Consider the following 22,042-nt stretch of genomic DNA (forward strand, 5'->3'; position numbering starts at 1 on the left):
ACCTCAGCCTGCTCGCCGGGGAAAGCCTCCAAGGATTTAGTGCTGCCCGGGTTCGCCGCCGGACCCGGGTCTGTTGCATCACGCGGCCAAATCGCTGCTATCAATGCGAGCACCACAATTAGAGCGGCAACTGTCCACCGAGTTGATGAAGACGTTGCGAGCCTTTGTCGCATTACTTTTACGTATTCGGGTCGGTTGACGATTCGTGAGTGCCAACCGTGAGCGGTTCGCGGCGAGCCTCTTCTGTCTTCTTGCTGCCGTGTCCCTTACCGACGTGGGCTTCAGCGCGCATACGGTCGACCATGTGCGGGTAGTGCAGCTCGAATGCGGGACGCTCGGAACGGATTCGGGGCAGTTCGGTGAAGTTGTGGCGTGGCGGTGGGCAGCTGGTCGCCCACTCTAGCGAGTTACCGAATCCCCAGGGGTCATCGACGGTAACGACCTCACCATATCGGTAGCTACGAAACACATTCCACAGGAATGGCAGCGTCGATGCGCCGAGAATAAATGCACCGACGGAGGAGACTATATTCAGTGCGGTGAATCCGTCCGAGGCCAGGTAGTCGGCGTAGCGGCGTGGCATGCCTTCGTTGCCGAGCCAGTGCTGCACGAGGAATGTGGTATGGAACCCGATGAAGGTGAGCCAGAAATGGATCTTTCCAAGCTTTTCATCGAGCATGCGTCCGGTGATCTTGGGGAACCAGAAGTATATACCTGCGTAAGTAGCGAACACGATGGTGCCGAATAGGACGTAGTGGAAGTGCGCGACCACGAAGTAACTGTCCGAGAGCTGAAAGTCCAATGGTGGGCTGGCTAGCAGCACGCCGGTCAAGCCGCCGAACAGGAAGGTGACCAGGAACCCGATCGAGAACAGCATGGGGGCTTCGAAGGTGAGGTTTCCTTTCCACAGGGTGCCGATCCAGTTGAAGAACTTCACCCCGGTGGGTACTGCGATGAGGAAGGTCATGAACGAGAAGAACGGCAGCAATACCGCTCCCGTGGCGTACATGTGGTGGGCCCACACCGCCACTGACAGTGCCGCGATCGCCAGGGTGGCGTAGATCAATCCGGTGTACCCGAAGATCGGTTTGCGGGCGAAGACGGGGAAGATCTCTGAGACGATTCCGAAAAATGGCAGGGCGATGATGTACACCTCGGGGTGGCCGAAGAACCAGAACAAGTGCTGCCACAGAAGCGCGCCGCCGTTGGCGGGATCGAAGATGTTGCCGTCGAATTGCCGATCGAACTCCAGGGCCAGCAATGCCGCTGTCAACAGCGGAAACGCCAGCAAGATCAGCACACTGGTCACCAAGATGTTCCAGGTGAAGATCGGCATCCGGAACATCGTCATACCCGGCGCTCGTAGACACACCACCGTGGTGATCATGTTGACTGCCCCCAGGATGGTGCCCAACCCCGAAACCACAAGCCCCAAGATCCACATATCAGCACCAGGGCCCGGCGAGTGCACAGCGTCGGTCAACGGGGTGTAAGCGGTCCAGCCGAAGTCCGCAGCGCCGCCCGGGGTCATAAAGCCGGCCAACGCGACACTCGATCCGAACACGAAAAGCCAGAAGCTCATCGCGTTGAGGCGCGGAAACGCAACATCAGGGGCGCCGATTTGCAACGGCAGCACGACGTTCGCGAAGCCGATGACGATCGGGGTCGCATACATCAAGAGCATCACGGTGCCGTGCATGGTGAACATCTGGTTGTACTGCTCAGTGGACAGGAACTGCAACCCCGGTGCAGCTAGTTCGGTCCGAATCAACAGAGCCATCAATCCGCCGATGAGGAAGAACGCGAAGCACACCACCAGGTACATCACGCCTAGCGTCTTGTGATCGGTGGTGGTGAGCATCTTGTAGATGAACGACCCTTTCGGGCCGGTACGAGCCGGGAACGGCCGCGCCGGTTCCACTTTCGCTGGTTCGTCCAAAAGACTCATATGATCACCCAACTCACCGAGAACCAATCAACCGTCACACAGATACTATGCAGCATAGTAGTTAGGTGTACCAGCTCGGGGCAGGATCCAGACTGCATGGCCATCCCTAGTGAGGCTAACTACTAGCCCGGATAGTATCCGGGCTAGTCCACCCAGTACCACGTTCGCGGACGGCACCGAACAGCTGGACCGCATTGTTGCTCTGTGCGTGACCTGAAGGCGACTGCTGTGGATGTAGGGAGAACCACATTGAAGGTCACTACTGGAGGAAGGAGTCGCGCACGTTGCGTTCGGCGTCCACCGCAGCTATACCGTCATTGACCCGCTTGCGTAGGGGACGCAGAACGGATGCTGAAGCAGCAAGTGCGACGCCGAGTCCGCACATCATAGAAACGAAGAGGGGCACATCCACTCCCACCAGACGGCCACCGAAATAGACTATGGCCACCGTTAGGGCAACTGCACCCAACCGGGCACCGTTAAGAACGATGACGTCGCGGATCAGCCGACTAGAGGCAAAGTCATACACGCCGCACATACTACTATCTACTATAGTAGCAACGTGCCAGCCCAGGCCCAGCAGGTGCCGGGCGCGCCACCACGACGCGAAAGGCACTTTCCCTCACTGGTATGGGTCTTGAAACCGAAGCTACCCGAGGGTGTCGGTGTTCGAGTTGCAACCCAGTTCTGGCCGTCTGATACACCTCTTCAGACCTGAAGCACGAGTTAACAGTGCCTGTTGATCTACCGCCAGCCGAAGTAGCAGTCTCGTCTGACATCGATTAGCGGCCTTGACGTCGGCCGAGGCGTCCCACACAACCACTACGGCCTGTAATTACTATGCGAAATAGTATTATTCCGCGTTGCGATCGCGTCGAACTACCACGGCCAGCGCAGACGAGCAGCACAACGGAGAGTAGGGCAGCTAGTGGCACAACCGGGGACGGGCACCGCGCCGGCTACAACCGTGAAGCAAGACCTGGCCGTTCCCGTCGAGTCTCACCGCCTCGATCTTGACGGGCTGCGCGGGGTTGCGATCATGCTGGTCGCGTGCTTTCACATCTGGTTAGGCCGTGTCTCAGGCGGTGTTGATGTCTTCTTGGTGTTGTCGGGCTACTTTTTTGTCGGATCACTCCTGCGGCATGTCACTGCCAGCCAGGCGCCCTCCGCCGGCTGGTGGTTCACGATTTCGCCAATCCCACGTCTGATCCGGTTGGTCCGCCGGTTAGTGCCGGCCTTGGCTGTGGTCCTGATCGCGGTCGTCATCGGAACTGTAGTCGTCTTCCCTCAGACGCGATGGCTCACTACAGGGCGTGAGGTTGTGGCCAGTGCGCTGTACTACCAGAATTGGTATCTGGCCTTCAGGTCCCAGGACTACACCGCTGCAAGTTCGGTCAACAGCCCGTTGCAGCACGTGTGGTCCATGGCAGTGCAGGGCCAGTATTTTGTTGTCACATTGGTCACGGGACTTTGTATCGGCGCTCTGCTCAAGCTCGCCGCCCGTAAAGTCTCGGCTGCGGCACATCCAGCGGTTTTACGCGTAATGGTAGGCATTGCGATCACTGGTGTGGCGGCGGTGTCGCTGTATTGGGCGACGATGCGGATGGAGGTCAACCAGCCGTTCAACTACTACGACACCGTTGCCCGAACCTGGGAACCGCTGGCCGGCGGTCTCATGGCTGTCTGGGCTCCGACGATCAAGTCTTGCCGGCTGCGCAGCGCGATGGCATTCACCGGCCTAGGGCTAATTCTGACCAGCGGCTGGTGGATAGACGGACTGCGAAGCTATCCTGGGCCCTGGGCCCTGGTCCCGGTCTTGGCCACGATGGCGCTAATTCTGTCCGGGAGCGTGAGTCGCGCGGCCGCAGGCAGTACAGGTACTCCCGTTAACCGGCTACTGGCAACCGCTGTCCCAGTCTGGTTGGGATCGATCGCCTACGCGATGTACTTATGGCACTGGCCGCTGCTGATATTTTATTTGTCCTGGAGCAAGTCCAATCATGCCGGCGTTGTTGGCGGCCTATTCGTTCTGAGCACGTCGATCGCTCTGGCATGGGGAACCTGCCGGTTTATCGAGCAACCCCTACGCGCGGGCTCGCACACCGCGCTTTCGACTGCGTCGTGCGACGTCACTGAGCAGGGTGGCCAGCTACGTCGTCGCAGACCCATGACGTACACGAGCGTCACCGTAAGTCTGCTGCTCGTCGGAGTGCTGGCCTGCGGCGTTGCTATCAAAGTTTGGGACCATCATGTCAGTAGCCTTCGCGTCGACACTGCAAATCTCGACCCGACAATTTACCCTGGAGCTCGCGCCCTGCTCGACGGCATGCCAGTGGCACCCGTCGATCCGCAACCGTCGCCGCTCGAAGTGGTCAAAGACCTCCCCATCACATCGCTGCGGGGAGAAATTAGCGATTTCGCCGACCCGGAGGTCCGCGTGGGCACTTACGGAGATACCACCGCCAGCCGCACGATCGCGCTGGCCGGCGGGTCGCACTCCGAATTTTGGATTACTGCACTCGATGAGTTGGGAAAGAGAAACAATTTTAAGGTCACCACTTATCTCAAAATGGGATGCCCACTGTCAACCGACCCTATGCCCACCCAGCGGGGCGTTCCCTACCCCGGCTGTTTCGATTGGGTTCAACGAGCCATGCAACAGATCATCGCGGATCGTCCAGACGCTGTCTTCACCACCACGACCCGACCTCGCGACACTGCTCCGGGAGACTGGGTTCCCCCGACCTATTTGCCAATCTTCGCCCGATTCGCCGCTGCGGGCATCCCCGTACTCGGCATGCGCGATACTGTCTGGCCGCACAACGACGACGGTCTCATCGATACCCCAACGTGTTTGGCCGAAGGCGGCAGCGCAAACGACTGCGGCACCCCACGATCGCTCGCGCTCGAACCGACCAATCCAACATTGGCGATCCTCGCCTCCAACCCCAACGTGTTGCCGCTAGACCTATCTGAAGGTTTATGCAATAAGAGCATGTGCCCCGCTGTGATCGGCAACATTGTCGTATACCACGACTGGCACCATCTCAGCGCAACCTTCGTGCGGAGTCTGACACCAGAGTTGTGGCGACAGATGCGTACATCCGTGCCGTGGCTTACGCCGTGAAAGGGCGGATGAGGCATCGAAGAAAGAAGCCTGGCGGGCCCAGCGGTGGTGCTCTAAACACGGCCCTCGGGCGAGTCGAGTGGACGACATGGCTGTTGACCGTCTTCGTCATCACGACTCATCAGGAGGTAAACCCGGGCAACGTCCTTCGCTGGGCGGTCACCACCATTCTCGCATGGCCCGGCAACACCCGACGCCCATGATCGATCGCGCCACTTGCCTCTGACCTGCCCAGAACAAACGACACGGTTCCCCGTTCCGACACCGCCGCTGAACAACTAGCCAGGATAGTAGTAACCTGTCCGTGCTCTCCTCGATATCAAACCGTTTCCATCCTGCCCGCCGTTGGACTGAAGGACATTTCCTTGGCACGACACCGCAGAACCGATCCGACACTGCCCGTTCCTGGCATGCTTGATCTTCGACCCGCCCGTGTGGTGGCCGCGCCGGCCCCCCTCGCCACCAGATCGAGGCGGTCACAGCAGACAGTCGCGCTGGTCCAACCTGGACGGCATCGACTGCCGGGCCCTTCCGAGCCACTTGCGCCCACTCAGATTAAAACTGTCATGCCACCACACGCGTTGCGCTCTCGATCGACGAAAGCGCCCTCTGCGTTGACCTTTGCGACCCCGCCCGCCCGTCGCCATGCTGCCAGCCCTGACTATCAAGACTTCGCGCCGAGGCCTCGCCCACAGCACCCGATCATCGCCAATTATGGTTCAACCGCCCTGACACCCCTTGCCCCCTGGGAGCGGTCGCTGTGTGACGAGGCTGCTAGAGGCTGCGAGCTCGCGACAGCTAGTTTTTTGGAGCGGCTTGACAACAAGGACCTGCCGGGCACGTCGGCTCGATCGACCACTGCTGCCGGCATCAGCGGCTCCCTCGTTGCCGCTGTGGTTTTGCTCGCGGCTGGGGGCACGGCGGCTACTGCACTCGCTGATCGACCCGATCTCGCAATCACCCCGGTGGCCCAGACCATCAGCGAGCCCGTCACCGGCCAGCCCGTCACCTCGCCGCAGCCTTTCGCTGCCGCAAACACCCAAGAAGGCTCCCCCACGTCGCCGCCGATACCGCCGCTCGATGAGCTGACCACAGCCATGCGGGACCTAGTCGAGCCAAAACAAGGGCTACCTCCCGAGCCGCCCGCGCCGCCGCGGCCGCGCTCAGCCGCACCCACCTACGGAACCTTGACATCGAGCTATGGGTCGCGCTGGAACACTACACACTACGGTCTTGACATAGCCAATACCATTGGCACACCGGTGGTTTCGACCAGCGACGGTGAAATTATCGATTCAGGGCCCGCCGATGGCTTTGGGTTATGGATTCGCGTCCTCCAGGACGACGGAACGATCGGCGTGTATGGGCACATCAACGAGACATTGGTGAGTGTTGGACAACGGGTCTTGGCTGGCGAACAGATAGCGACGGTGGGAAACCGTGGCAATTCCACCGGTCCGCACCTGCACTTTGAGGTTTGGCAGCAAGACGGACTCAAACTCGACCCCGCACAGTGGCTAAGCAACCGGGGAATCGTAATCGAGTAGTCCACTAAGCGGGACTACACACGATTGTGGGGCTTTAGTGGTATGAAGCAATTGGGCACCCTGGAGGGTGACGTCATGAACGCCGTCTGGAATGGCGCTCCTGAAGCGCTGTCAGTGCACGACATCCTAGCCGTCTTGACCGACCGACAACTGGCGTACACCACCGTCTCGACCGTTATGACCAATCTCTACGGCAAGGGCTTCCTGACCCGCAAAAAATTCGGCCGGGCATATCGATACTGCGCGACGTACAGCCGTGAAGAGGTGACCGCGCAAATCTTGCGCGGCATACTCCATTCCAGCGACGACCCCACAGCAGTCCTAGTTCACTTCGCACAAACCGCCTCCTCCGAAGAGACCGAGGCGCTACGCGATGGTCTGCCTGGAAAACGGCTCCGCCAATGACCCTTGCAGTGACGCTGGCCCTGGCGGCGGCCCTCATCGGGGTGACTATGCCCCGACTCCTAACATTTCACCAAACCACCGCGTCGCCGCGTCTCATGATTATCTGCTGGCTAGCTAGTATCGCCGCATTTGTGTTTTTGGCACTGTCGGCGGTGGTGGTGGCCGCCTGGCCCGACCACGCTCCCGCCGAGAACGTCACCGATATTTGGATCCGATGCCTAAGCTCGGCGCAACATACAATGTCGCCTTGGGTATCCGAGATCGCGTTAGGCGCAGCCTCTTTCGTCGCAGTGTTTTTGTCGGGCAAGTTCACTGCTGCCGGGCGACGGCTACACCGTTCCCGAATGAAAGTCCGCAATTACCACGACGATGTACTTACAGTCATCGCCCGCATCAAACCCGATCCCGACAGTCGATACCCGGTTTTGTGGCTCGACCATCCCCTACCATTTGCCTACAGTATTGCCGGTAGCCCCGGGCTGGTCATAGCGACTGAGGGCCTAAATACGTTCTTGACGCCCACAGAAGCGGCCGCCGTCCTCGAACATGAGCGCGCCCATCTACACAGTCGCCATCACGACATCCTGGCGATCTGTGCTGTGCTGGCACGTACGGCACCTATCGTCCCTTTGTTCAGCCGCGCTCCGGCGGCGATATCCATACTCGTCGAACTCGACGCCGACCGCGTCGCCGCGCGTAAGACCAGCCCTGCCAACGTTCACTCAGCCCTATGTCGAGTCCTTGAGGTTCAAGGTGGCGAACCCTCTGTTGAGGCCATGGGCTACACATCTACCGCACCTGACCTCAAAACCACCAACGACCGACGATTACACGTTCTGAGCGCCGCCACCTTACCGACCCCACACCACCTCATCTACGCCGCTGCGGCACTCCTGCCCCTGGCGACAGCGGCCATCTCCGCGATCGTAGCGATGGCCACCCTGTCGGCGGCGTACTGTTTCTTCGCTTCCTAGCCTGCTACGCCACTCTTTGCGTAACTCGGCACTCGAACGTCCTATCGTCTGAACTTTTTTGTGCAAGCGAACCACCTGTCGCAGGTCATGTTGTCGTTTGGAATACCGTTTGCGCTGATTCCTCTGGTGCGGTTAACCAGCGATCGCACGCTAATGGGACGGGACACCAATCATCGCGTCACAAGTGCCATGGCGTGGCTAACCGCGGTGGTCATCATCGTTTTGAATGTGGCGTTGATCTATCCCACCGTAGTCGGCTAGGTCTGCTTCGACAGTCCGTCGGAAATCGCTTGCAAGACAGTGGTCCTGCTGCGAGCACGCGGCGGGTTGGTACGCTTCCGCTGATCCGAATCCCGGACCGACGAGCCGGAGCGTCGGCTATCGCCAATCGGCTTCGTCGACGGCGCATAGCTTTGATGCCTCCACCCCGTTGGCTGTCTAAGTTGAGACCGCCCACACTACGAACATGTCTTGCGAGCCGACCCGCAACCAGGCCATACTTGCACGCATGCGCATACGACTACGTAACGAGTTTTGATGGGGGCCGGACACTCGCACAGTGGCATTGAGCCCGGGGGTGCGGCCAGTGCATCTGGACGCCATGTTCGTCGCCTGTGGATGGCGTTGGGGCTGGGTCTCATTACCCTGCTGGCTCAGGTGATTGTGGGTTTGGCGACGTCGTCGCTGGCGTTGCTTTCTGATTCGGCGCATGTGTTCACCGACGTGCTCGGGGTGTCGATGGCGTTGGTGGCGGTGATGGTGGCTCAGCGGGCCGCTGCTCGAGCTGATCGCACGTTCGGGTTGTACCGGGCCGAGGTGTTCGCAGCGTTGTTCAATGCGGTGCTGTTGTTTGCGGTCGCCGCCTGGATCTTGTACGAGGCATCCCAGCGGCTCTCCGATCCGCCCGAAGTTCCGGGAGTCCCGGTCATCGCGGTCGCGGTGGTGGGGCTGGTGATGAACGTAACCGCGTTCGCGCTGTTGCGATCTGGCGCCAAAGAGAGTCTCAATGTTCGGGGTGCTTACCTCGAGGTGATGGCCGACATGATCGGGTCGTTCGGCGTGCTGGTCAGTGGGGTGCTCACGGTGCTGTTTGGGTGGCGGTACGCCGATCCGCTCATCGGGGTCGGTATTGCCCTGTTCGTGTTGCCGCGAGCATTCACCCTCGCTCGTGGGGCGCTGCGTATCTTGCTTCAGCATGCCCCGGCAGGCATCGATGTCGACGCGGTGCGCGCGGATGTGGTCGCCGTGGAAGGAGTGGTGCAGGTACACGATCTGCATGTGTGGACGCTGACCTCGGGCATGGAGGTGGCCTCGGCTCATGTGGTGATCACACCCGATGCCGACTCTGCTGTGGTGCTCGCTGCTGTCCAGCACATGTTGGCTGCCCGGCACGGTCTCGAGCACGCCACCGTGCAGGTCGAACCCGCGCAGGGGTCGGGCTGCCACGACTTGTCGTGGTGAGTGAGCAGCCCTCTGCCCCACCGGGCGCCGGCGGACTTTGCATACACCTGCACGGGTGGCCGCCCGCACGGGGTCAGCTGATGTCGGGGACTCCGAGTGCGACCAGCATGGTCATGAGCAGCAGCCAGCCGATGCCTTGCCAAATCGGCCAGGTGCCGCCGCGCTTCCAGACGCGGTAGGTCTGGGCCAATGCGCCCAGCCCGCCGAGGAAGAAGATGGCCGGCGCCCCGAAACCCCAGATGGGCCAGCCGGTCTTGTTGTACAAGATCACCGCGGCCAGACCTGCGGCCATGACGGTCGCGAGGTAGGCGCCGCCTGTGCGTAGGGCGGTGGGATCATTCCACGACTTGCTGACGTCGTCATCGTTCACAGCAGAGGGCCTTTCACAGTGGGTCAGGTTTCGTCGGCCAGGCGTTGCACGACGGGCAAGAGATCCGCGGCGGTGACCGCCCGCAAAAACACCGCCGCCGCTCGGTGCTGGCGGTCCAAGACAACGGTGGTGGGTACCACTGACGTTGGGGTTCCCAGCGCGGCGAGGGTGCGTCCGTCGTAGTCGTAGATCGACGGGTAGGTCACCGCGCGGTCGACCACGAAATCGCGGGCTGTTTCTTTGCGGTCTCGAAAGTCGATCCCCAAGAACGCAACTCCGCGTTCTTTGGTTTGGGCGTAGACCTCTTCGAGTACCGGGGCCTCAGCGCGGCAGGGTCCGCACCATGAGCCCCACACGTTGATCACGACCACTTGCCCGGTGTAGTCGTCCAGGCGAATGGTCTTCTGATCAGCGAACAGATCGGGGCCACGCAGCGCGGCAACCTTCTGGCGACTGGCGGGCGGATCGTAGAAGATGACAGTTTGCCCGTTCGGGGAAACGAACTCGAACGAATCGCCTTGGCGGACCGCATCATCGCCGGTACCGCACCCAGCGAGGGCCAGTGTGAGGGCCGCCACCACCGCGATGGCCCATCGCCACCTGGGGCGCGACGGTGGTGACGATGTCGTGGTGGTCATCGGCTGCTTCCCAACTGACGAAGAAAACGGTTGTAGGACTCGAGCTCGTCGTCGTGCTGCGCGGTCTGGGCCGCGGTGGCAGCAGAGGACATCTTTTCTTCATCGCGGCGCCACCGGGAGGCGAAGACCAGCACGATCAGCAACGCCACTGGCTCGCCGTAGGACCACGCCAGCGCTCCGGCGATGGACTGGTCCTCGACCGGATCGATGCCCCACTGCGGCGGTGGGTCAGCGAAGCTGGCTACCAGGACGGTCGGCGACATCATGAACACCACTCCGAAGAACACGTGTAGCGGCATCTCCAAGAAGATGTCGAGGAGCCGTCCGATGTTCGATTGTCGTCGCGGCAGCGGACCGATCGAGAGAATCGGGATGATGAACAGCAGACCGCTGACGAGGAAGAACACTTCCATGGCGGTGTGGCCGACCCAGGTGGTGTTGAGGGCATCGAAGATCGGTGACAGATACAGACCGTAGAAACTGAACAAGAACACCGGGATCGCGAAACCCGGGTGCAGCAGCACCCGGCTCGGCAGTGACCTGGCCGCGCGGAGGATGGCTCGCCGGATACTTCTGCCCGTGCCCTGGTTCGGTACCACGGCAAAGAGCAGCAACCCGGGTGAGCCCAGGACCAGTAGCGGGGGGACCAGGGTGGATAGGGTCATGTGCTGGAACATGAAGGCGCTGAACAGTCCGAGACCATAGCTTTCGATGGCCAGCCCGGTGACCGCGATCAGGATGAGGCACCCGGCCAGAAAACTCACCGAACGATGCCACGGCCATCGTCGACCCTGCCGGCGTAGCCGCAGCAAGGCCGCACAGTAAGCAGCTCCAAGCACAGCGCCCACCGCGGGCAACAGCGGAATCGCGGGCAGGTCCCATCCGACCATCGCCAGGAGGTTCGGCGGCGCCTGGGGCAAGTCCATCAACGCAACGCCCATCGCTTTATACCGCCATCCTTTCGCTTACTCGCCATCGACTACCGGCCGCTGACCCGGCGGCCACACCACGTAAACTACTAAGCATCGTAGTAGCACGAAGTGAGGAGCGATGACTTGACTGTGTACCGCGGTGGTGTTGCTGTGACCGGGGCCTGCTGATGAGCCGTAGCGTTAAGGTCACCTTGGGGGTGGTGTTTGCATTCTGCCTGGCTTTGACCGCAGTGTTCGTGGTGACCCGGGCCGGTGACACCGCTACCGAGTCCGACGGCGCGGTGGTGCGTTCGGACTCGCAACGGTTGACCTCGCCGGCGGACTCTGAGGCCACGTTCGTCGAGTTCCTAGACTTTGAATGTGAGGCGTGTGGGGCCATGTACCCCGCCGTGGAGCAACTGCGCCAAACGTACGGTGACAGGGTCACGTTCGTGGTTCGATACTTTCCGTTGCCGGGCCATTTCAACGCCGACCGGGCGGCGCGGGCGGTGGTCGCGGCTGCGAACCAGGGCCGGTTTGAGGCGATGTACCGGAAGATGTTCGACAGCCAAAAACAGTGGGGTGAACAGCAGGTGCCGTTGGATGATTTGTTCGCGTCCTACGCCGCCGACCTCGGCCTGGACATGACTCAGTTCCAGGCCGACTACACATCCTCGGCCACACGGGCGCGCATCGATGCCGACCTGCGCGACGGCGCCGAACTGGGGGTCCGCGGCACCCCAACCTTCTTCATTGACGACGCTGAGGTGGAGGCCGGCAGCTACGATCAACTCAAGGCCGCATTGAACGACGCTCTGGCACAGTGACTTCGATGTCGTCGCACCTGTCCGGCACCGGTGATGATCCAGGTGTGCGGAACGATCCTGGGGGACGCGCTGTGCTGTTTCCGCGGTTGCTTCGGTGGGTGCTGGGCGTGTGCGGGGTCATCGGCCTGATCGCAGCGTTCACGCTGACGGTGGAAAAGTTCGAGCTGGCCACCGACCCGGACTACACCCCCACCTGCAGCCTCAACCCCATTGTGAACTGCGGGTCGATCATGGATACCCCGCAGGCTGCGGTGTTCGGTTTTCCCAATTCTCTGCTGGGTATCGCCGGGTTCACCGCTGTCCTCGCGATCGCAGTGCTGCTCACCCCCGCCACTCCCGCCTGGATATGGATCAGCACCCAGGTGGGGTTGAGCGCGGCCGTGGTGTTCGTCCATTGGCTGATCGTGCAGAGCTTGTACGAGATCGGGGCGCTGTGCCCGTATTGCATGGCGGTATGGATCGTGGTGGTGGTGGCGTTCTGGTACGTCACCCTGCGCAACCTTGACCAGATGATCGTCAGGGGCCGGGCACGGCGTCTGGTCGATGCATTGATCAGTGTGCACTCGGTGGTCCCGGTCGTGTGGGCGCTGAGCATCCTCACGCTCATCATCATCGAGTTCTGGTGGTACTGGTCCACTCTGGGCTGACCTCGTACTCCTCACCGACGCACGCGCGCCTGGGGTGGGGTTAGATCGGCAGGGTGGTGTCGGTGATGAACATGTCCCGGACCCACACCACAAAGTGGTCCCAGATGCCGGTGATCAGCGCGATACCCACCGCCACCATCAGCAGCCCGCCCACTATCTGGATGCGCCGCGAATTGCGCCGCAACACGCCCACAGCCCGCACCGCCCACGCCGAGCCAAACGCCATCGCCACGAACGGCAGCCCCAAACCCAGGCAGTACGCCACGATCATCGCCACCCCCCGAGCCGCGGTGGTGTCAGCGGTACCGCTGGCGGTGGCGATGATCGCCGCCAGCGTCGGCCCCAGACACGGGGTCCACCCCAAAGCGAACACCCCGCCCAACAGCGGGGCACCCACCAGGTGCGATACCTGACGAGGATGAAACCGCGCCTCCCGTTGCAGGACAGGAAAAGCACCGATAAACACCAGCCCCATCACAATGGTGATGACGCCACCGACGCGCTGAAGAATCTCGCGATTGACGATCAACGTCGAGGTGACACCAAAAATGGTGGCGGTGGCCAACACGAACACCACAGTGAACCCGGCGACAAACAATAGTGCAGCACCGGCCACCCGGAACCGCCGAATACCCTGCAGCGCATGACCGTCCGCCTCCGGGGAGTTTCCGCCTGCGGAAATGCCGACGAGATAGGACACATACCCGGGCACGAGCGGAATGACACAGGGTGAGGCGAACGAGATGAGTCCGGCCGCCAGGCATGCACCCAGCGCCAGAAGCAGCGGCCCACCGGCCGCTGCGGTCGAGAACGCCTCGCCTACCCCGGCCACCGCAAAGTCGGACACCTGCGCCCTCCTCGCTGTTTCGTGCACACACCGGACACGACCACCCTAACTACTACGCACAATAGTAGTTTTGTTCGGGGTGTATTCACACCCACGGACAGACGGCGTGCCCGCGCGGAGCGGCACGAATTAGAGCGCGCTGCCGGCTACCCAGGTGTCCCAGGGCACGCTCCAGTCGCCGTTTTGCCACAGTTCCAAGGCAGGCCCGCCGGTGTTGCGCACTTCCACAACGTCGCCGGTGACCGAGAAGTCGTAGAACCACCGGGCGTTGTCGGGGTTGAGGTTCAGACAGCCGGCGGACATGTTGGTATTGCCTTGCTGGGCAATGGTATCGACGAGCTCGTGCAAGTAGATACCGTCGTTGCTGATGCGGGTGGCGTAGTTGATCGATTGGCGATATCCGAGTCGAGAGTTCACCGGTAGCCCGTAGGTGGAGGAGTCCATGATGACCGGATTGGCCTTGTCCAGGACGGTGTAGATGCCCGGCTGAGTCCAAAAGTGGATGGTGCGGCCGTTCACCGTTTCGGTGCCGCCGCGGCCCATCGAGGTCGGCATGGTGCGCACCAGTTCCCCGTTGGCGTACACCGATACCTGCTTGGTGGTGTCATCGGCAATCGAGACGTGGGCATCGCCGATCGTGAAGGACACGCGCACGTCTTCTTGGCCGTATAGTCCGTTGCCCAGGTCCACTCCGTAGACGTCGGCTGCCACGGTGACCGCGGTGCCCGGTGCGTAGTAGTCGCGGGGCCGGTAGTGCGCGGTCTGATCATCGATCCAGTTCCATTGCCCTTCGACCGCCGGCTCGGTCTGCACTGACAGCGCTCGTTGGGCCGCGGCCCGGTCGGTGATCGGCTCATCGAACCGTACGGCCACCACCAGCCCTACCCCGTAGGCGCGTCCGGAACTGAGCGTGCCGCCGCCAGTCGTCAACAGCGACGGTTGCGTCAGGTTGTTCGGTGCGACCGTGGTGAACGCACTGGTGTGGTCGGCGGTCCGGCCTTGGGCGTCGGTACTTGTTGCGACCAGCTCATAGGTTTTGTTGTAGCCCAACGGCGTATCGGGTTTCCATGTCAGCCGGTCGGGGGTCATGATCCCTGGGATGAGGCGACCGTCGTCGTTGGTCATCACCACCTCCGCCAGGGTGCCGCCGGTGACGGTCACCATCACCGCGGTGAGCGGGTCGACATCGCGGGCACCGGGCGCGGGAGCAAATGTCACGGCGGGCGCGTCCACCGATGCCGACGCCCCCGAACGCGACGGCGGTGAGGAGGATCCCCCGTTACTGGAAGAGCACGCTGCTGCCACGCCAGTGATCAGCGCGCCGGCCCCGGCCACGAGCACACTCCGGCGATTGAGCTGCACCCCATTCCACCCAGACCGCTGCGTCGGCACTAAGAACACTCCTCCGTCGTGACTACTAGGACGATTAGTAGTTTACGGAACCAGAGCGGACATACCGGACACCGACGAAAACATTCGACAGGCCACGTTACGGGATCTCAACCCTGATTGAACCAAGGTCGGGAATTGCCGGCTATCCACTTGCGGTAACGAGACGGTGCGCCACCGCACCACGCGGTGGTGGGAGTTTGCCGTCGGGTGCGGCAGTGGAACCGATGGAGGGCGGCACAGAAAACTCGATCCGGTGCAATGGTTAGGCAGCTGCGGCGTCGAGGTCGGATGAGCCTCGGTGGACGGGCCCCGACGTGGCAGAGACAATAAAGGTATGAAACGGCTGGGAGCACTCGAAGCGGACGTCATGGACGTCCTGTGGAGCGCCGGACCGCAACCGCAGTCGGTGCACGATATCCTCGATGCTCTTGCGGATCGGCAGTTGGCGTACACCACCATCTTGACCGTCGTGACGAACCTGCACACCAAGGGTTTCCTCAACCGCGTCAAGGTGAGCCGTGCGTACCTGTACTCACCGGTGCAGACCAGGGAAGAAGCCACCTCCCAGGCCCTGCGAGACATCCTCGATCGCAGTGACGATTCGGCGGCGGTGCTGATGCATTTCGCCCAAACCGCCACCCCCGCAGAACAAGACGCTCTACGGAAAAGTCTTCGCACCAAGCAGGCTCGGCGGTGACCCTGGCCCTCACCCTGGGACTGGCCGCGGCACTGATCGCAGTGCTGATGCCGCGGCTGTTGCTGCGTCCCCTGGCGACCACCGCGCCCAGGTCGATGGTCGCGCTCTGGCTGGGCAGTATCGCCGCGTTCTTCCTCCTCGCCGTCTCGGCGGTGGTCGTGGCCGCCTGGCCCCGCCACGCTCCCGGAGAAAGCCTCACCGACGTGTGGATCCGCTGTTTGAGCTCAGCGCAACACACCATGCGTCCCTGGGTCACCGAGATCATCATCTCGGTCGCAGTGGCCGTGGCTTCCTATATCGCGGTTCGGGTCGCGATCGTCAGCAGTCGCCACCGTCGCTCGCGCCTTCAACTATTGGACTATCACCACGACATCGTGACCGTGCTGGCGCGCACCGGCCAGCAGGACGGGCCGTACCCGATCCTGTGGCTCGATCATCCATTGCCCTTCGCCTACAGCATCGCCGGCAACCCCGGATTCGTCGTCGCCACCGAAGGCCTGAAAAAGTGTTTGACCTCCTCAGAGGCTCAAGCCGTACTCGACCACGAAAGGGCCCACCTCAACGGCCGCCACCACCGCATCCTCGCAGTCTGCGAAGTGCTGGCCAGCGCGCTGCCGTTCGTGCCGTTGATGACCCAAGCGCCGACCGCGATCGCGGCCCTGGTCGAACTCGACGCCGATCAGACCGCCGCCACCGCCAGTGGCGCCGCAGTCCTACGGTCAGCGTTGAGCCGGGTTATCGAACAACAACAAAGCACAATCACCCCCCGCCCCAGCCAGGGCTGCGCCACGCACAGAGCCCACACCACCACCGACCGCCGACTACGCACCCTGGGTGCTCCCCTCACCCCACACCCGACCGCGCTGACCTACACCGCGTACGCCGTGATGCCCGCGGCCATCGCGGCCACCGCCGCAGTGGCGACCATGGCCGCGCTCTCAGCCCTCTTCTGCACCATCGTGTCCTGACCTATCGCCCTTCGGAGGCTGATCAGAGTCAGGAGTTGGCGATGCCGGGGGTTGCGGCGTCGTCGCTGAAGGCTCCGCCGGCGGCGGCACTGCCTTGTTGTGGTCATCCTTGTCGTGGTCATCGCGGGAGTGCAGCACCAACAGCAGCGCAATCGCGCCCAACCCCGCCACGACCAGAACGATCACCACCATCACCACCCAGTTATCTGCCAGCTTGCCCTCGGGATCATCGCCGGGATGCAAACCTGTTGACGGACTTGTCGACGCCGGCACACCCGTCACCGTGCCCGCTGGCGGTGGCGGTTCAACACCTGTCGCCGAGGGCACCGACGCGGTCGGCGCTGACGACGACGGGGCCACCGAAAAAGCGACCTGGCCCGTGATCGGATGTCCGTCCGCAGAGACCACCCGGTAATTCACGGTGTAGGCACCCGAACCCAGAGCGGTTTGCACCTTGACACTGACCTGCGCTCCGGTGACCGCCGGGGCAGATACCTGCACCGGCTCGCCCTCAGTGCTCAGGACCGCTACCTCGGCAAAATTTTTGGAGATGGACTGGTTGAACACCAAATCAATCGTTGCCGGAGCCTGTTCCAGGACCGCCCCATCGGTCGGGGTCGACGATGTCAGCGCACTATGCGCCGACGCCTGCCCCACACCCAGCAGCAACGTGCCCACTGCGGCGAGCGCGGCAATCGCGACCAGCCTTCCTACAGTCACCAGCCATGACGCGCGTCCAGATTCGTGTTGTCCCACGCCGCGAAACTACTATACGAAGTAGTAGTTAGCCGAAGGCGGTACACCCTCAGGCCTCGCTGCGGTGGGGGTCTGCGCATAGCTCAGTGACGCTCTCTGATCTGATGAACTCCCCTGTTTCCGGTAGGTCACCGCCCACGTCGCCCGTGGGGCGCACACTGAAGCGGGCGAGGAGTTCTCTTCGTTGGCTATCAACGGACAGGACCCCATGGACGGCGATGAGGTTCGCGCGGCCCTCGAGGTCAGTTGCACGATCGCAGTCGCCGTCGGCATGCTGATGGAATACAACAACGCGTCCTCCACCGAAGGCCTCGAGCTGCTGCACGCCATGGCGATTAGTTCGAAGATCAGCGTGCCCGACGCAGCGTGGGTGGTCATGACCACGGCCCCGATGGGCCGCCCCTGACGTGAGCAATACTGGGCTTTACCTATGCCGCTCCGATCACTTTCACCACCACCGTCATGCCACTGGTCCAACGCGGTTCTGCGCCAACATGATGCCGAGGAGGCGAACGGGCATGCCGGGTCAACAGAACGTGACTGCGCTCGTAGGTACTCCTCAGATCGCGGACTGCTAGATGTGTTTGCTCACGCGGAGGCTATGGCTTCCAATGCGGCGATAGTGGCCGAGAGTTTGGCGGACGCATCGGTGGCCACCGGCGCAAGTTCGGCGACCCCGGAGACCTCGACCATCAGGTCGGGATTCATCGCTTCGACGACCGAGTTCGATGGATTGGTGGGGTCGGTGCGGACCACGACGTTGCAGGGCAACAGCAGGCCGATCTGCCGGCTGACCCCCAGTGCGCGATGGGCCAAAGATGGATTACAGGCGCCCAGGATCAGGTAATTTTCCATGTCCACATCGATCTTTGTTTTCAGAGTGTCTTTGACGTTGATCTCGGTGAGGATCCCAAAACCTTGGTCGGACAGTGCGGCGCGGGTTCGTGCGACTGCCTCGTCGAACGGGAGGCTGAGAACGGTGGAGATGGACAGTGCCATAATAGTTTTCCTTCCGGGCGGGGTGTACTTGATCGGATTCAGCGGAGTTCGGTGCAGCGTGGCAGTCCCAGGCGGTGCATCAGCAGGCTGGCCGGGCACCAGCCAACAGCGGCGAAGAGCAGCAGGTTCACCGCTACGAAGGCGGTCAGCAGCAGCCACCAGGTCGACAATCCAGTAGCCAGGGCCAGGCTCACGAGAATCATGAATCCTGCCAGAAGTGGCACTGCTCGGTCGACCGTCCACCTAGCGGAAGTTGTTCGAGTGTTCATCGGGTAGAGGCCTTTCTGGTGGGTGCTTAGTGGGAAAACGAGATCGCGGGCAAGACCTTTCGAAGCCAGATCGGTGACCACCATGCTGCCCGCCCGGTCAGGCGTAGCAGAGCCGGTAGGAGCATCAGCCTGATCAGGACTGCGTCGAGCAGAACGGCAACACCGAGGATGATGCCCATCTCTTTGGGCGGCAACGGGTCCGCCAGTGCGAAGGTGAAGAACACCGCGACCATCACCGCTGCCGCGGCGAAGATGATGCGTCCCGAATGCGCCATGCCGTCGATCTGCGCAGTATCGGCATCGCCGGTGCGTTCAAAGTGTTCTTTGGCCGTGGCGAGCAGGAAGACGGTGTAGTCCATGGCAATCGCGAAAATCATGGCGAAGAAGAACACCGGCCCCCAACCGTCGAGGAAACCTTGCGGAGTGAATCCGAGCAGTCCGGACAAGTGTCCGTCCTGAAAGATCAGCTTGGCGACACCGAACGCTGCTCCGGTCGACAGGAGGCTGACGACGGTGCCGATCAGCGCAATCAGCGGGGCTTGCAGTGAGACCAACAGCAAGGTGAACCCGAGAACCAGGATGATGCCGACAATCAGCGGGAAGTAGTCGTTGAGGGCCTGTTGCAAATCAACGTTCTCGGCCGGCGCACCGCCGACCAGCGCATCAGCGGGCAGAACGTTGCGGAGGTCATCGACGATGGTGCCGAGCTCGGCATCGGAGGGATCAACCGCAGGCAGTGCTTGCATCAACACGTAGTTGGTGCCGTCGAGCGCCGGTAGCGGAGGGGTGATCATGCTGATGCCAGGGGTTTGTGCCGCCGTCGTGGCAGCCTGCTGCGCCTGTGCCGAGGGGGTCACGATCTGGAGCATGCCAGGAGCACCGTCCCCCATCTGCTGCTGAACCAGTTCATAACCCTGACGCACTGGTGCCTCCTCGGGGACCACCGAGATCGACGGCATAGCCACTTTGAGGCCGATGACCGGAATAGCCAGCGCGATCAACACCGCCAGCGAGCCGATCGCGAACGGCCACGGGTGGTTGTGCAAGATCGTGCCCCACCGTTCGAACAACGGCGAACGATGTTGCTGGCGTTGGGCGTACGGGAGCGAAGCAGCGTTCACCTTCGGACCCAGTGCGCCTAGGGTGGCCGGGAGCAACGTCAACGTAGCCGCGAGAACAAAGGTCACCGCGAGCATGATGCCCACAGCCATCGTCCGCACCGCCGGAGCCGGCACCAACAACACCGCCGATAAACTCACCAACACGGTCAAGCCCGACAGCACCACAGCTTTACCGGCGGTATCCATCGTTTCGGCGACCGCATGGGCCTTGCTGGTGTGATGTCTGAGAGCGTCCCGGAATCGGGAGACGATGAACAGTGCATAATCGATGCCCAACGCGAGGGCGAACATCATCGCAAAGTTCATGGCCCACACCGAGATCGGCGTCACCTGATTGAGCACAACGAGGCCACCGGCCGACGCGATCAGACCCGCGATGGTGAGCAGCAACGGCAGCCCCGCGGCCACAAGCGAACCGAAAGCCAAGACCATGATCGCCAGAGTGACCGGCCACGAGAACAATTCGGCCTTGATCATCGCGTCATGGTTGGCCTTATTGAAATCGCTCCACAAGGCCGAGGCCCCTGTGGGATACACATCGACACCATCGCCGGACAGTCCGGTGAGCTCCGCCTTGACCTCGTCGACAGCCCGCACCATGTCGTCGGTGTTCGCATTCGCGCCGGCGATCAAGATGCCGGTGTGCTGATCCGGACTGATCGTCATCCCCGGTTGTGGGGGCACCACCGCTCCGAAGCGGGAGTCACCGCCGAACACCGCTGTCGCATCCGAGATCGTTTCTTGCATCACCGGGCTGTTGATGGTGTCGCGGTCAGAATGGATGACGACCTGCACCGCAGCCGACGAGTTCCCGCCGAAGTGCTGCTGCGCCAGCTCCCGCACCTGCACGGACTCAGACCCGTTGGCCTGCCATCCGGCACCGGCCAAGGAAGAAAACACCGACGGCGCGGCCGCCCCGAGACCGACGAGCACCAACAACCAGACACCGAAGACCCAGCGCGATCGCCCAGCCATCGCCGCACCCCACCGGCCCAGCAGACCAGGCGCTGAGCTCGGTGGCGAACTGGGCTCTTGTTCGGTGGTCGAGATGCCGGGCATGGAGACGATCCTTCTTTCTAGGTGAAGACTTAATACCCCCTGGGGTATGTACGCCAGCCCGACGGTACCCCCCGGGGTATCATTGGGTCAACCCTCGATCGGACCGCGTTCCCATACCCCCTGGGGTACCCTGACAGTTGTTACACAGACAGAGAGGCATGACCGGTGACCGGTGACGAAGAATCAATGGCGGCCGTACTGAACCGACTCCGCCGGGCGCAGGGACAACTCTCCGGGGTGATCGCGATGATCGAAGCAGGCCGCGACTGCAAAGACGTCGTCACCCAACTGGCTGCAGTGTCCCGAGCTCTCGACCGCGCCGGTTTCAAGATTGTCGCCTCAGGAATGCGCCAATGCATCAACGGCGCCGACGGCGACCAGGCGCCCTTGACCGAAGCCGAACTGGAGAAACTATTCCTAGCCCTAGCCTGACACCCTTACCAAACATCAGAGCTGTTGTGCGGACCAAGATACGAAGTCCTCGGACGGACTCACCTATCGACAGCGGGCCGCAAGAAGGCAATAGTCAGCAGTACGATCACCGCATCCGCCTATGCGCGATCCACACAATCGCCAACCGCTGCGGCCTCAACACACTACCCGTGGCGCAGAACGCATTTCAGCACCGACCAGGCCCGTTCGGCGTGGACGATGACCGGTTACACGCTCGCCCTGGCCGCGCGGTCATCCCGCTGTCGAGCTGGCCGCCGCACGTTTCGGCACCAAGAAGGTTTAGTTTCGGCACCAAGAAGGTCTATCTGACATCGCTGGTGCTGTTCGTCCTGGGCTCGGTCACCAACCGAGAGCTGACCTGAAACACGCACACGTGTCCGTTGCAGTAGAGACCGTGCGACCGTTCCTTTCACCACTACGCCGACAGTGACGTCGTACTGGGTTTCGGGACCAGCCCCGACAGAGAGCGCGGCGACCGTTACGGGAGTGTCCGATTAACGGTGGATCCGACCTTGATGTCGGTTAGTTACCGTTCGGGGTGATGCGTCCTTCGAAGGTGATCGCGAACGCATTCAGCGCGGGCTTCCACCTCATTGCCCATCGTGCCTTACCTTTCCCTGTCGGGT

24 protein-coding genes are annotated in these 22,042 nt (G+C 62.0%); 13 read left to right on the forward strand and 11 right to left on the reverse strand.

Going from position 1 to position 22,042, the window contains the following annotated elements:
• Positions 1–178: 178 nt before the first annotated feature.
• Together ctaD and WIMU1_RS25200 are read right to left on the reverse strand one after the other, a co-directional pair.
• Complete coding sequence (gene ctaD, locus WIMU1_RS25195) at positions 179–1,948, reverse strand: aa3-type cytochrome oxidase subunit I (RefSeq protein WP_030174590.1); 1,770 nt, start codon at positions 1,946–1,948, stop codon at positions 179–181.
• Between the two features lie 259 nt (positions 1,949–2,207).
• Complete coding sequence (locus tag WIMU1_RS25200; protein WP_165842600.1) at positions 2,208–2,477, reverse strand: DUF4229 domain-containing protein; 270 nt, start codon at positions 2,475–2,477, stop codon at positions 2,208–2,210.
• Positions 2,478–2,915: 438 nt separating this feature from the next.
• Here WIMU1_RS25200 and WIMU1_RS25205 point away from each other — a divergent pair, with 438 nt between their 5' ends.
• From WIMU1_RS25205 to WIMU1_RS25230, 6 genes are all read left to right on the forward strand, one after another.
• Positions 2,916–5,075, forward strand: a complete 2,160-nt coding sequence (locus tag WIMU1_RS25205) for an acyltransferase family protein (protein ID WP_030174586.1) — start codon at positions 2,916–2,918, stop codon at positions 5,073–5,075.
• An 806-nt stretch (positions 5,076–5,881) separates the two neighbouring features.
• On the forward strand, positions 5,882–6,622 hold the full coding sequence (locus WIMU1_RS25210; RefSeq protein ID WP_030174584.1) for a M23 family metallopeptidase: 741 nt from the start codon (positions 5,882–5,884) through the stop codon (positions 6,620–6,622).
• 42 nt (positions 6,623–6,664) lie between these two features.
• Complete coding sequence (locus WIMU1_RS25215) at positions 6,665–7,027, forward strand: BlaI/MecI/CopY family transcriptional regulator (RefSeq protein WP_030174582.1); 363 nt, start codon at positions 6,665–6,667, stop codon at positions 7,025–7,027.
• The gene (locus WIMU1_RS25220) at positions 7,024–8,001 is read left to right on the forward strand and encodes a M56 family metallopeptidase (protein ID WP_030174581.1); all 978 of its coding nucleotides are present in this window, start codon (positions 7,024–7,026) and stop codon (positions 7,999–8,001) included. Before WIMU1_RS25215 ends, WIMU1_RS25220 begins: the two co-directional genes overlap by 4 nt.
• Before the next feature lie 48 nt (positions 8,002–8,049).
• Entirely contained in the window at positions 8,050–8,262 is a 213-nt protein-coding gene (locus WIMU1_RS25225; protein WP_370623765.1) for a divalent metal cation transporter, read from the forward strand.
• Between the two features lie 276 nt (positions 8,263–8,538).
• A complete protein-coding gene (locus WIMU1_RS25230; RefSeq protein WP_030174578.1) occupies positions 8,539–9,462 on the forward strand; it encodes a cation diffusion facilitator family transporter in 924 nt (307 codons plus the stop codon).
• 73 nt (positions 9,463–9,535) lie between these two features.
• On the opposite strand, the gene WIMU1_RS25235 is transcribed toward WIMU1_RS25230, so the two are convergent.
• The 3 genes from WIMU1_RS25235 to WIMU1_RS25245 are packed head-to-tail and all read right to left on the reverse strand — an operon-like array spanning position 9,536 to position 11,411.
• Entirely contained in the window at positions 9,536–9,832 is a 297-nt protein-coding gene (locus WIMU1_RS25235; protein ID WP_030174576.1) for a hypothetical protein, read from the reverse strand.
• A gap of 23 nt (positions 9,833–9,855) precedes the next feature.
• Positions 9,856–10,470: a TlpA family protein disulfide reductase gene (locus WIMU1_RS25240; RefSeq protein ID WP_030174573.1), complete on the reverse strand. Its 615-nt coding sequence runs from the start codon at positions 10,468–10,470 to the stop codon at positions 9,856–9,858.
• Entirely contained in the window at positions 10,467–11,411 is a 945-nt protein-coding gene (locus WIMU1_RS25245) for a cytochrome c oxidase assembly protein (RefSeq protein WP_030174570.1), read from the reverse strand. Before WIMU1_RS25245 ends, WIMU1_RS25240 begins: the two co-directional genes overlap by 4 nt.
• Before the next feature lie 158 nt (positions 11,412–11,569).
• On the opposite strand from WIMU1_RS25245, the gene WIMU1_RS25250 reads away from it, so the two are divergent.
• The gene (locus WIMU1_RS25250; protein ID WP_062801228.1) at positions 11,570–12,208 is read left to right on the forward strand and encodes a DsbA family protein; all 639 of its coding nucleotides are present in this window, start codon (positions 11,570–11,572) and stop codon (positions 12,206–12,208) included.
• Positions 12,209–12,213: 5 nt separating this feature from the next.
• The gene (locus WIMU1_RS25255; RefSeq protein ID WP_084248565.1) at positions 12,214–12,855 is read left to right on the forward strand and encodes a vitamin K epoxide reductase family protein; all 642 of its coding nucleotides are present in this window, start codon (positions 12,214–12,216) and stop codon (positions 12,853–12,855) included.
• A gap of 40 nt (positions 12,856–12,895) precedes the next feature.
• Here the strand turns inward: WIMU1_RS25255 and WIMU1_RS25260 are convergent, their stop codons facing one another.
• Together WIMU1_RS25260 and WIMU1_RS25265 are read right to left on the reverse strand one after the other, a co-directional pair.
• Positions 12,896–13,702 (reverse strand): cytochrome c biogenesis CcdA family protein, encoded by an 807-nt coding sequence (locus WIMU1_RS25260; RefSeq protein ID WP_062801230.1) that lies wholly within the window; start codon positions 13,700–13,702, stop codon positions 12,896–12,898.
• 129 nt (positions 13,703–13,831) lie between these two features.
• Positions 13,832–15,064, reverse strand: coding sequence for a L,D-transpeptidase (locus WIMU1_RS25265; protein ID WP_051722010.1), 1,233 nt, complete (start codon positions 15,062–15,064; stop codon positions 13,832–13,834).
• A gap of 364 nt (positions 15,065–15,428) precedes the next feature.
• Here WIMU1_RS25265 and WIMU1_RS25270 point away from each other — a divergent pair, with 364 nt between their 5' ends.
• Together WIMU1_RS25270 and WIMU1_RS25275 are read left to right on the forward strand one after the other, a co-directional pair.
• Positions 15,429–15,791 carry a BlaI/MecI/CopY family transcriptional regulator gene (locus WIMU1_RS25270; protein WP_030174555.1) on the forward strand — a complete coding sequence of 121 codons (363 nt, stop codon included), beginning with the start codon at positions 15,429–15,431 and terminating at the stop codon, positions 15,789–15,791.
• Positions 15,788–16,759, forward strand: coding sequence for a M56 family metallopeptidase (locus WIMU1_RS25275; RefSeq protein ID WP_030174552.1), 972 nt, complete (start codon positions 15,788–15,790; stop codon positions 16,757–16,759). Before WIMU1_RS25270 ends, WIMU1_RS25275 begins: the two co-directional genes overlap by 4 nt.
• Here WIMU1_RS25275 and WIMU1_RS25280 read toward each other — a convergent pair.
• Entirely contained in the window at positions 16,730–17,479 is a 750-nt protein-coding gene (locus WIMU1_RS25280) for a copper resistance CopC family protein (protein WP_165842601.1), read from the reverse strand. The genes WIMU1_RS25275 and WIMU1_RS25280 overlap by 30 nt on opposite strands.
• Positions 17,480–17,699: 220 nt before the next feature.
• Between WIMU1_RS25280 and WIMU1_RS25285 the strand changes: the two genes are divergently transcribed.
• Positions 17,700–17,921 (forward strand): ANTAR domain-containing protein, encoded by a 222-nt coding sequence (locus tag WIMU1_RS25285; protein ID WP_133248756.1) that lies wholly within the window; start codon positions 17,700–17,702, stop codon positions 17,919–17,921.
• A 182-nt stretch (positions 17,922–18,103) separates the two neighbouring features.
• On the opposite strand, the gene WIMU1_RS25290 is transcribed toward WIMU1_RS25285, so the two are convergent.
• From WIMU1_RS25290 to WIMU1_RS25300, 3 genes are read right to left on the reverse strand one after another with little or no spacing between them, the layout of a single operon-like run.
• Entirely contained in the window at positions 18,104–18,514 is a 411-nt protein-coding gene (locus WIMU1_RS25290; protein WP_062801233.1) for a DUF302 domain-containing protein, read from the reverse strand.
• A gap of 38 nt (positions 18,515–18,552) precedes the next feature.
• Positions 18,553–18,783 (reverse strand): YgaP family membrane protein, encoded by a 231-nt coding sequence (locus WIMU1_RS25295; protein WP_062801235.1) that lies wholly within the window; start codon positions 18,781–18,783, stop codon positions 18,553–18,555.
• A gap of 26 nt (positions 18,784–18,809) precedes the next feature.
• On the reverse strand, positions 18,810–20,963 hold the full coding sequence (locus WIMU1_RS25300) for an MMPL family transporter (protein WP_062801237.1): 2,154 nt from the start codon (positions 20,961–20,963) through the stop codon (positions 18,810–18,812).
• 165 nt (positions 20,964–21,128) lie between these two features.
• Here WIMU1_RS25300 and WIMU1_RS25305 point away from each other — a divergent pair, with 165 nt between their 5' ends.
• On the forward strand, positions 21,129–21,395 hold the full coding sequence (locus WIMU1_RS25305) for a metal-sensitive transcriptional regulator (RefSeq protein ID WP_023959022.1): 267 nt from the start codon (positions 21,129–21,131) through the stop codon (positions 21,393–21,395).
• A 170-nt stretch (positions 21,396–21,565) separates the two neighbouring features.
• On the forward strand, positions 21,566–21,778 hold the full coding sequence (locus WIMU1_RS26480) for a hypothetical protein (RefSeq protein WP_030174536.1): 213 nt from the start codon (positions 21,566–21,568) through the stop codon (positions 21,776–21,778).
• Positions 21,779–22,042: the final 264 nt, after the last annotated feature.

The sequence above is a fragment of the Williamsia muralis NBRC 105860 genome (assembly GCF_001598915.1).
Taxonomy (GTDB): Bacteria; Actinomycetota; Actinomycetes; order Mycobacteriales; family Mycobacteriaceae; genus Williamsia; species Williamsia muralis.